At 75.2% G+C, this 9,767-nt stretch carries 10 protein-coding genes and 1 pseudogene; 5 read left to right on the top strand and 6 right to left on the bottom strand.

Features of this window, described 5'->3' with window-relative positions:
• Positions 1-490: DMT family transporter (locus UW392_RS53465; protein ID WP_320782718.1), on the bottom strand; the 490-nt coding region annotated here is incomplete at its 3' end.
• A 251-nt stretch (positions 491-741) separates the two neighbouring features.
• On the opposite strand from UW392_RS53465, the gene UW392_RS53460 reads away from it, so the two are divergent.
• Together UW392_RS53460 and UW392_RS53455 are read left to right on the top strand one after the other, a co-directional pair.
• A complete protein-coding gene (locus UW392_RS53460; RefSeq protein ID WP_320782720.1) occupies positions 742-1,833 on the top strand; it encodes an MGDG synthase family glycosyltransferase in 1,092 nt (363 codons plus the stop codon).
• Positions 1,834-1,915: 82 nt separating this feature from the next.
• A complete protein-coding gene (locus UW392_RS53455; RefSeq protein ID WP_320782717.1) occupies positions 1,916-2,419 on the top strand; it encodes a DUF1360 domain-containing protein in 504 nt (167 codons plus the stop codon).
• A 48-nt stretch (positions 2,420-2,467) separates the two neighbouring features.
• On the opposite strand, the gene UW392_RS53450 is transcribed toward UW392_RS53455, so the two are convergent.
• Complete coding sequence (locus UW392_RS53450; RefSeq protein WP_320782716.1) at positions 2,468-2,875, bottom strand: DUF5997 family protein; 408 nt, start codon at positions 2,873-2,875, stop codon at positions 2,468-2,470.
• 57 nt (positions 2,876-2,932) lie between these two features.
• On the opposite strand from UW392_RS53450, the gene UW392_RS53445 reads away from it, so the two are divergent.
• Positions 2,933-3,754: a LysR substrate-binding domain-containing protein gene (locus UW392_RS53445; protein WP_320782715.1), complete on the top strand. Its 822-nt coding sequence runs from the start codon at positions 2,933-2,935 to the stop codon at positions 3,752-3,754.
• Positions 3,755-3,762: 8 nt separating this feature from the next.
• Here the strand turns inward: UW392_RS53445 and UW392_RS53440 are convergent, their stop codons facing one another.
• Both UW392_RS53440 and UW392_RS53435 read right to left on the bottom strand, forming a co-directional pair.
• The gene (locus UW392_RS53440; RefSeq protein WP_320782714.1) at positions 3,763-4,506 is read right to left on the bottom strand and encodes a DUF4142 domain-containing protein; all 744 of its coding nucleotides are present in this window, start codon (positions 4,504-4,506) and stop codon (positions 3,763-3,765) included.
• 183 nt (positions 4,507-4,689) lie between these two features.
• Positions 4,690-5,184 (bottom strand): Lrp/AsnC family transcriptional regulator, encoded by a 495-nt coding sequence (locus UW392_RS53435; protein ID WP_320782719.1) that lies wholly within the window; start codon positions 5,182-5,184, stop codon positions 4,690-4,692.
• Between the two features lie 324 nt (positions 5,185-5,508).
• On the opposite strand from UW392_RS53435, the gene UW392_RS53430 reads away from it, so the two are divergent.
• Both UW392_RS53430 and UW392_RS53425 read left to right on the top strand, forming a co-directional pair.
• Complete coding sequence (locus UW392_RS53430) at positions 5,509-6,999, top strand: FUSC family protein (protein ID WP_320782713.1); 1,491 nt, start codon at positions 5,509-5,511, stop codon at positions 6,997-6,999.
• A gap of 163 nt (positions 7,000-7,162) precedes the next feature.
• Positions 7,163-8,209 (top strand): lactonase family protein, encoded by a 1,047-nt coding sequence (locus tag UW392_RS53425; RefSeq protein WP_320782712.1) that lies wholly within the window; start codon positions 7,163-7,165, stop codon positions 8,207-8,209.
• Positions 8,210-8,366: 157 nt separating this feature from the next.
• On the opposite strand, the gene UW392_RS53420 is transcribed toward UW392_RS53425, so the two are convergent.
• Both UW392_RS53420 and UW392_RS53415 read right to left on the bottom strand, forming a co-directional pair.
• Positions 8,367-9,290: a hypothetical protein gene (locus UW392_RS53420; protein ID WP_320782711.1), complete on the bottom strand. Its 924-nt coding sequence runs from the start codon at positions 9,288-9,290 to the stop codon at positions 8,367-8,369.
• 160 nt (positions 9,291-9,450) lie between these two features.
• Positions 9,451-9,767, bottom strand: a pseudogene (locus UW392_RS53415) (ATPase); the annotation flags it as partial.

Below are 9,767 nucleotides of genomic sequence, written 5' to 3'. Positions count from 1 at the left end.
CGCGCGCCGCGCCCCGGGTCAGCCGGCCGGCCGCCGCGAGTACGGCCACCACGCACAGCACCACCGGCCCGGCCACCGCCCACCGTCCCGCCGTGGCCGTGTCCTGGCCCTCGGACGGCGACGCGGCGCCCAGGAACAGGGCCAGCCCGACGGCCAGCGCGCCGAACGCCAGCCACGTCGCCCGGTCGGGCCGGTGATGGAACACCACGCTGCCGACCACCAGGGTGAACAGCAGCTCACTGGCCATCAGCGGCTGCACCAGAGCGAGACTGCCCACCGCCAGCGCCGCCGCCTGGAGCACGGTGGTCACCGCCAGCAGCGCCGCGCCGCCCAGCCAGTACGGGTCCCGCAGGAGCCGCAGCAGCCAGCGCACCGGGCGGCCCGGCTCGGCCTCCTCGGCGTCCCGGGCGGCGGCCCGCCGTTGCAGCACCGACGCCGCGGCGTTGGACAGCGCCGCGAAAAGCGCGAGGACGACGGTGAGAACGCTCACGGTTCGTGGGTGTCCCTCCGGAAAAGCGGCAAAACACCTTCTTGGTGTGGTTTGGGAGGGGGAAGGCAGGCAACCCCACTGCCGTGCGCCGCCCCAGCGACCAGACCGCCCAGATCGCCCCGGTCGACGAGACCGACAAGGCAGACGAGACCGACGAGACCGTCGAGACCGTCTCGATCGACCCGAGCACGGCCCGCCCGGCCCCCGCGTCCCCGCGGCCCGCCGGGCGGCTGCTGGTGGTCAGCGCCGCCATGGGTGCCGGGCACGACACCGTCGCCGCCGAACTCGTCCGGCGGGCGCGCGAGCGGGGCGGCGACGCGGTGGTCGTCGACATGCTCGCCCTGCTCCCGTACGGCCTCGGCCACGCACTGCGGCGCTTCTACCGCGGCTCGGTACGGCACTTCCCCTGGGCGTACGCCGCCCTGTACCGCTTCTTCCTGCGCCCCGGTCCCGGTCGCCGGCCCAGCGGCACCCCCCTGGCCCGGCTGGCCGGGGGGCGGCTGCGGGAGCTGGCCGAGCGGACCGACGCGGACGTGATCGTTCCCGTCTTCCACCTCGGCGCGCAGCTCACCGGACACCTGCGCGCCCGGGGCCTGCTGGCCGTTCCGAGCGCCGTCCTCGTCATCGACTTCGTGGCCCACCGGCAGTGGGTCCACCCCGGCAACGACCAGTATCTCTGCCTCACCGACGACGCCGCCCGCGCCGTCCGCCGGAGCACCGGGGTGCCGGCCCGGACCTGCGGGCCCGTCGTGCACCCCGCGTTCCGGGCGGCGGACGCCGAGGGGGCCGTCGGGTGGCGCCGCCTCTTCGACCGGTACGCCCCCGGCCGCACCCCCGTACTGCTGGCCTCGGGAGCGTGGGGCGTCGCCTCGCACCTCGACTCCACCGCCCGCCTGCTGACCGGGCACGGCTTCCTGCCGGTGGTGCTGTGCGGCGGCGACGGGGGGCTGCGCCGCCGGCTGTCCCGCCTCCCCGGTGTGCTCGCCCTCGGCTGGGTCACGGACATGCCCTCTCTGCTGCACGCCGCCCGTGCCCTCGTCGACAACGCCGCCGGTCAGACGGCCGTACAGGCGCTGGCCGCGGGGCTGCCCGTCGTCGGGCACCGCCCGATCCCCGGCCACGGAGCCGACGGGGTCCGGGCCATGGCCGCGCGAGGGGTGTCGGAGACCGCGGAGGACGACGCCGGACTGGTCGCGGCGCTGCGCAGGCTCACCCCCGAGGGCCCGGCCCGCCGCGCCCGCGTCGCCGACGGACGCGCCCTGTTCCGGGCGGACCCCCTGGACGTGGTTCTCGCACTGGCGCGCACCGCGGACCGGGCGACTGCTGAGCGTGGGGGCGGCTGAGGGCCGTACTCCGGTTACTCCGTCCGGGCGGCGGGCACCCGGCCACGGACCGGGCCGCGACGGGCCGGACGAGGGAGGCACGATGACGGAGGTCCGGAGCGGCTACGCCGACGAGGACGAGGCACCGCTCGGCGGTTACGCCGCCCTGGTGACCACCTTCGCGGCCGGAGCGGGACTCTTCGCCCTGGCGGCCCGGCGTCGCGGGGTGCGGCTGCCCGACGGGGTGCCGCCCTGGGACGTCGCTCTGCTGGGCACGGCCACGTTCAAGGCGTCCCGGCTGCTGACGAAGGACAAGGTCACCGGGTTCCTGCGGGCGCCGTTCACCCGCCGGGAGGGCGCGGGCCAGGCCGGTGAGGTGAACGACGCGGCACGCGGCAGCGGTCTGCGCCGGGCCGTCGGCGACCTGGTGTCCTGCCCGTTCTGCACCTCCGCGTGGGTGGCCGGCGGGCTCGTCGCCTCCTACGCCTGCGCGCCCCGCGCCACCCGGCTGGTGTGCGCCGGGCTGAGCGCCGTCACCGTCTCCGACTGGTTGCAGTACGCCTGGAGCCATACCGGCCGACGGGTGGAGGGCGCCGCCGAGGGCTGAGCGGGGCGGCGGCGCCGCCGAGGACTGAGGGGCGGCGCCGGCCGGGCGTCAGGCGCTCTCGGTGCCCTCGGCACGCTCCGCCCGCTCGGCGTGCAGCTTCTTCACCCGGACCGTCTCCTTGCGCACGTCGGCCTGGGTGGCGCGCTCCCGCTGGAGCCACTCGGGCGCTTCGTGCTTGAGCGCCTCGATCTGCTCCGTGGTGAGCGCCTCGTCGATGCCGCCGCGGCGCAGCCCGGTGATGGAGACGCCCAGCTTGGCGGCGACCACCGGCCGCGGGTGCGGGCCGTCGCGGCGCAGGTCGAACAGCCACTGGGGCGGGTCGGCCTGGAGCGCGTTCAGCTCGGCGCGGGAGACCGTGCCCTCGCGGAACTCGGCGGGTGTGGCGTCGAGGTACACACCCAGCTTCTTCGCCGCGGTCGCGGGCTTCATCGTCTGGGGGCTCTGGTGCTCGGTCATGGGTCAAGGGTATCGAGCGCGTGTCCTGTTCCCGACCACGCCCGGTAACCTGGCCAGGTGACAGCCTCGGAGACCCCGGACGCCCCTCTCTCGTTCCGCCTCGCCTACGTTCCCGGTGTGATGCCCGGCAAGTGGGTGCGGATCTGGGGCGAGCGGCTGCCCGGCGTCCCGCTGGATCTGGCGCAGGTCGCCGCCGCCGAGGCGCCGGGTGTGCTGACGGCGGGTGACGCCGACGCCGGACTGGTGCGGCTGCCCGTCGACCGCGACGTCCTCAGCGCCATCCCCCTCTACACCGAGACCACGGTCGTGGTGGTGCCCAAGGACCACCTCGTCACGGCGGCCGACGAGGTGAGCCTGGCGGACCTGTCCGACGAGGTCGTGTTCCATCCTCTGGACGACGTACTGGGCTGGGAGCGGCCGCCGGGACGGCCCGCCGTCGAACGCCCCGCCACCACGGCCGACGCGATCGAGCTGGTGGCGGCCGGGGTCGGCGTCCTGGTCGTGCCGCTGTCGCTGGCCCGGCTGCACCACCGCAAGGACCTCACGCACCGGCCGGTGACCGACGCCCCCGGTTCGGACGTGGCGCTCTCCTGGCCGCAGGACGCGCACACCGACCTGGTGGAGGAGTTCATCGGCATCGTCCGCGGCCGCACCGTGAACAGCACGCGGGGACGCCGGCAGGACGCGCCGGAGCAGCGGAGGGGCGAGCGCGACGACGCCCGCCGCAAGCCCGCCGGGGGCGAGAAGAGCACGGGCCAGAAGAGCACGGCCCAGAGAGGCACCGCCCGCAAGAGCGCCCCTCAGAAGAAGACCGGCGGCCAGAAAGGCACCGGCCAGAAGAGCGGTGCCCGGCGGGGTCGGCCCGGCCGCCGCTCCTGATATCACCCTCACCGTCCGGCCGACGGGCTCGGCGTCGGCGATGTCGTGTTCACGTCCAGCCCCGGCGGCTCGGTCAGGGACACCACCGGTTCCCCCGGCTGCGGTGCCGGCGGCGTCAGCTGGGCCGCGGGCAGGTTCGGCGGCGAGGTCTGCTGGAGGTTGGCCTGGTCGAAGTTGACCAGGCCGGTCCTCTCCAGGACGGTGATGTGGTCCAGGACGGTGTCGTTGGCCTGGTCGGCGAGCTGACGGACCAGGCTGTTCTCCGTGTTGGCGCGGATCTTGGCGATGGCCGGGAAGATCTGCCCGTGGGTCACCCGCATGATGTTCACCGCCGTGGTGTCGAACTGCTTGCCCGTCGTGCCCTCCACGGTCGCGACGAACTGCTGCTGCTGCGGGGACGCCCGGTTGGGCAGCGTGAGGCCCAGCTCCGGCGCGATCTTGCGGCAGGTGGCGTCGAGCCGCGAGTGGCCCGCGACCAGGTGCTCACCGGCCTCCTTCATCTCCGGTGTGGTTCCCCGCTCCATGGCCAGCAGGCCCAGCGGGTACTCCCACAGTCCGGCGGCCCGGACCTTCACCACGAAGTCCCGGTCGGCCTCGGTCAGCGGCCCGTACCTGGTCTCGGCGATGACGCGGTCCGGTCCGCCGGCGGTGTTCTTCACGCCGAGCATGGTCGGGTAGGCGAGGGCGGTGAGAGTGAGGACGAGGGCGCCGATCACGAAGGCGGTTGCCGCGGTGGTGCGCGTGACGCGCATCGTTCCTCCTGAGGTCGGGACAGAGTCGGACACCAGGAGATACGGACGCGCACCACGAACCAATCACCGCTCCGGGCAAAACCTGCCGCCCGGCACCCGGGACACTCGCCGACTTGGTCCGCGTACGACGTCTCCGGCTCGGTCCGCGTACGACGCCCGCCTCAGTACTGGCGAGTACGAACGTCACTCGCCGGGCACTCCGGCCGCCGACGCGGCGCGGCCGATCGACTCCACCAGCGGCAGCAGGCGCTGCGGCACCCGTTCGCGCAGCGCCACCTCGGAACGGGTGCGGACCACGCCGGGCAGGCTGATCAGCTTCTGGATCACGTCCTCCAGGTGGGCGTTGTCCCGCGCCACGACCCGCGTCAGCAGGTCCCCGCCGCCCGTGATCGAGAACGCCTCGACGATCTCGGGCACCGCGGCGAGCGCGTCCCCGACGTCGTCGAGATGGCCCTGTGTCACCTCGATGTGCACGAAGGCCAGTACCGGGTGCCCGAGCGCGGCGGGGGAGAGGACCGGGCCCGTACCGGTGATCACGCCGTCCCGCTCCAGGCGGTCGAGCCGCGCCTGCACCGTGCCGCGCGCGACGCCGAGGATACGGGCGTACTCGCGCACGCTGGTGCGAGGCTGCTCCAGCAGCAGCCGCAGGATGCGGGTGTCCAGTTCGTCCACGGCCACGGCCACGGCGGTCACTCCTCGTACGGTGCCTGATCGTCGCCGACCGCTTCCGGGCTGGTCCGTTGGCCGCCCGCTGGACGCGACGATGCCCTGTTCACTGGGCCAATGGCCCAGTGAAGATCGTACCTCTTGAGCCATCGGTGGGGCGGATGGTGATATGGAGGAGTCGATGGCGCTGCGGACCCCGCGGCGCCTTTTTCATGCCGGTGCGCCGAAAGGTTCCGCACCGGTGCGCCGAGAGGTTCCGCACCGGTGTGCCGGAAGGTTCCGCACCGGTGTGCCGGAAGGTTCCGTGCCGGTACGGCCGAAGGGGAGGGCACGTTGGTGCTGAAGAGGGTGTTCGTCGCGCCGGACCCGGGTCGGGTGCGGCTGCGGTTCGCGGCTCGGGCCGTCCTCGGCATCGGCGCGGCCGTCGCCGTGTGCGGCCTGGCCGGGCAGTCCCTCGCCGGTGCGGTCACCGGCGGGCTGGCCGCGCTGCTCGCCCTGTTCACCGTCACCGACGCCACCGTCCGCGGCCAGGCGGTCACCACCGCGCTGCTGCCGGCCGTCGGCCTGCCCGTGCTCGCCGCTGCCGCCGGACTGCACGACCACCCCGTCGCCCGGGACCTCGTCTTCCTCGCCGTCACCGGCGCGGGCGTGTACGCGCGCCGGTGGGGCCCGCGCGGGCACAGCCTCGGCGTCTTCGCCTTCATGACCTACTTCGTGGCGCAGTTCCTGCACACCACCCCCGGACAGCTCGCCGCGCTGTACGCGGCCGTCCTGCTGTCCGTGGCGACGGCGGCGACGGTGCGGTTCGGTGCCTGGTGCTACGAACGCCGCCTCCCGGCGCCCGCGGCGCCCGCCCCGTCCGGCGGTCGCGGCCTCGCCCGCATCACCACCCGCCAGGCCGTCCAGGCCACGGCCGGCGCGGGCTTCGCCCTGGTCGTGGGCCAGCTGGTGTCCGGGCAGCGCTGGTACTGGGCCGTGGGCGCCACCTGGTGGGTCTTCGTCAACACCACCTCGCGCGGCGAGACCCTGGTCCGCGGCTTCCGCCGGGTCCTCGGCACGGCCGTCGGCATCGCCCTCGGCCTGCTCGTCGCCGTCCCGGTCGCCGGTTCGGCCGTCCCCAGCGCCGTGCTCGCCGCCGCCTGCGTCTTCGGCATCTTCTACTCGGCCGCCGTGTCCTACACCTGGATGATGCTCTGCGTCACCCTGCTCGCCGAACTGCTCTACGGGCTCCTCGGCGTGCTCACCCCCGGCCTGCTCGCCCTGCGGCTGGCGGAGACGGCCGTGGGCGCGCTCGGCGCCGCCCTCGCGGTGCTCCTCGTCCTGCCGGTCACCACGCACGCCGTCACCGACGGCTGGATCCAGCGGGCGCTGCGCTGCGTCCACGCGTGCACCGCCGAGGCGGCCGCCCGGATCGCCGGGACGCCCGGGGCCGACCCGGCACCGCGCGTGGCCGAGCTGGAACAGCTGCTCGGACGCGTACGGCTGTCGGTGGCGCCGCTCGTGCACCCGCTCAGCCCGTGGCGCGACCGCAAACGCCGCGCCCGCCGGGTGCTGGCGCTGCTCGACGACTGCGCCCGGGAGATCCGCGGGCTGGTGGCCGTCGCCGCCGACCCGGAGGCCTCGCACGACGCGCGGCTGGCCGCGGCGTGCCGGCGTGTGGAGACCGCGGTGGAGGCGCTGACCGGCGGCGGCGCGCTCCCCGCAGGCACGCACCGTGCCGTCGCGGTCGAACCGGTCCTCGCCCACCTCCACCGGCTGGAACACGCGCTGGCGGAGCTGGCGGCGCCGCTGCGGGGTCCGGTGGTCCTGGCCTCCGACCGGATCTGACCGACGGGCGGGGTCCGGTGCGGGTCCGTGGTGGCTGGTCGTGCGGTTCCCCGCGCCCCTTTCGGGACATGGACCGGCCGGCCCTGCTCGGCTCGGTCGTCCGGACCAGAAAAGATCGACTGCTACCGTCGGCGGCACGGTACGGGACGAGAGGGGCACAGCGGTGACGGATGCGGTGGCGGCGGGCACGGACCGGCAGCGGCGGGCGTTCATCGGGTCGTTCACGGCGGCCGGCGGCCCCGGCATCGTCACCGCGGCACTCGCCCCGGACAACGGCGCGCTGACCCTCCTCGGCGCGGTGGACGGCCTGCCCGACCCCTCCTACCTGGCCCTCTCGCCCGGCGGGGACATGCTCTACGCCGTCAGCGAGACGACCGACGGCGCGGTGGCGGCCTACCGCGTGACCGCCGACGGGCCCGTGCCCGCCGGGCCGCGCACCCCCGTCGGCGGCAGCGGCCCCACCCACCTCGGCCTCTACGCGGGACACGTCCTGACCGCCAACTACGGCTCCGGCAGCGTCACCGCGGTACCCGTCCGCACCGACGGCACCCTGGCCCGTACCGCGTCCGGCGTCCTCCGGCACACCGGATCGGGCCCGCACGCGCCCCGGCAGCAGGGCCCGCACGCCCACCAGGTGCAGCCCGACCCGAGCGGACGGTGGGCCGTGAGCGTCGACCTCGGCACCGACTCCGTGCGGGTGTGCACGCTGACGGACGGTGCTCTCGCCGTCCACCGGGAGACCGCGCTGCGCCCCGGTTCCGGGCCGCGGCACCTGGCCTTCCACCCGGACGGCACCCGGGCCTACGTCGTCAACGAACTCGCGCCCACCGTCACCGTCTGCCGCTGGGACGCGGAGGAGGGCGCGCTGCGGCCGCTCACCGAGGTGCCGGTCCTGCCGGGCGCCGCCGCGGGCGACGTCTACCCGTCCGGCATCGTGGCCTCGTCCGACGGGCGCTTCGTGTGGACCGCGACCCGCGGGGCGGACGTACTGACGGCGTTCGCCGTCGAGGGCGACACCCTGCGGCCGGCCGGCACGGTGCCGTGCGGCGGCCACTGGCCCCGGGCGCTCTCCGAGGCCGACGGTTTCCTGTACGTCGCCAACGAACGCTCCGGGAACGTCACCTGGTTCGCGGTCGACGAAGGGACCGGCCTGCCCCGCCGCTCCGGCACGGTGGCCGTACCGGCGGCGTCCTGCGTTATCTTCGGCTGACGCTCCGACCGGACGCCGGAGCCGGCCGCCCTGTGCCGTACCCCGGACGCCGTACGCCGGACGTCGGGCCGCCGTGCCGGTGTCCGGAACGCCGAAGCCCGTCCGGTTCACCTGAACCGGACGGGCCCCGCGTCCGTCATGTCACCCTCGGACGCCCTCAGCGGACCGGCGTCCCCTGCGGCTGCGGCGGGGTGATACCGAGCGCCGTCGTGTACTTGGCCAGGGTCAGCTTGCCGATCGCCGGATACGGGCCCAGCGGGTCGGCGACGGAGCAGCCGGCCTCCTTGGCCGCCTCCTGAAGCAGCGACGCCTCGATCTCCGGGCCGATCAGGTACGGCGCGAGCGCGAGCTGCTGGGAACCGGAGTTCCGCAGCTGATCGGCGACCGACGCGATCGAGCCCTCCTGGTCCAGCGCCGCCGCCATCACCGGCACCGCGAGGCGCGCGGCGAGCAGCATGCCGGTGATGCCGGCCGCCTGCACCGCCTCGTCGCCGCCCACGGAGGCCAGGACGATGCCGTCCGCCGCGGTCGCCACGGTGAAGAGCCGGGCACGGTCGGCGCGGGCCAGACCGGCCTCGGAGAGCCGCACGTGCAGCGCCTCGGCCAGCAGCGGGTGCGGGCCCAGTACGTCCGTCAGCTCGGCCGCGACCCGGCTGTCCATCACGGACTGGCGGACCCGGCGCAGCAGCGCGCTGTCCGGACCGGCCAGCAGCGGCACGACGACGGCGACGGGGCCCTCGGGCTCCTTCGCCTCGACACCGGCCGCGACGGCCTGCTCGTAGCGGGCCGTGCGCTCCTCGGCGGCGTGCGCCAGCACGGCCGTCAGCGACGGGAACTCGGCGTCGTCCCCGTCGAGGTACCCGATCCGCGCGTCCAGGCCGGGAAGCTCGGAGCGGGCGATGCTCACGACCTCCTCGGCGAGGCCCCGCGTGGCGCCGCTGGGCGTGCCGGGCACGGCCAGGACGAGCGCGGGCGCGCCCTCGGGAGCCACCAGGGGCTCGGGGCGACGGTGCCGTCCCGGCTGACGGGGGCGCGGCATTCGTACTGGCAGGCCGGACGCGGGCCCAGTGGGGGAGCTCATGGCGCCGCATGTTACTGGCTTACTGGGCTCCCCTGTTCGGGGAGGGGGCAGGTGAGCGGTATCCGTCCGGTTTTGTCTGATCAGTGACGTACGGATCGGACGACATCAGTACTATTCCCCTCGCCGGAGGACCGAAGTCAGCCACCCGCGCAGGCCGAAGTCAGCCACCCGCCGAGGCCGCCGTCCAGAGCATTCCAGCGTCCCCTGGAAGGGGTACCGGACCGGTCGTCAGTGCGGCCGCGATCCGTACCGCGCCGTCCAGCGGATCGCCTTCGGCCGGTACCCGCCGCGCGTGCGGCAGCCGCCGCGCGAGCTCCTCGTCCAGGGGCCCGGTGAGAGGCTCGCCCAGCTTCAGCAGCCCGCCGGTGACGGCGACCGGGACCCCGTCGCCGGCGGGGCAGACCGCGGCGGCGGAGTCGGCCATGTGCCGGGCGGCGGCGCGCAGGACATCCGCGGCGACCCGGTCGCCGTCCGCCG

The sequence above is a fragment of the Streptomyces sp. CRN 30 genome (assembly GCF_034105845.1).
Note: the sequence above shows the minus strand (reverse complement) of the source record. Positions and strands in the feature narration are given on the sequence as shown.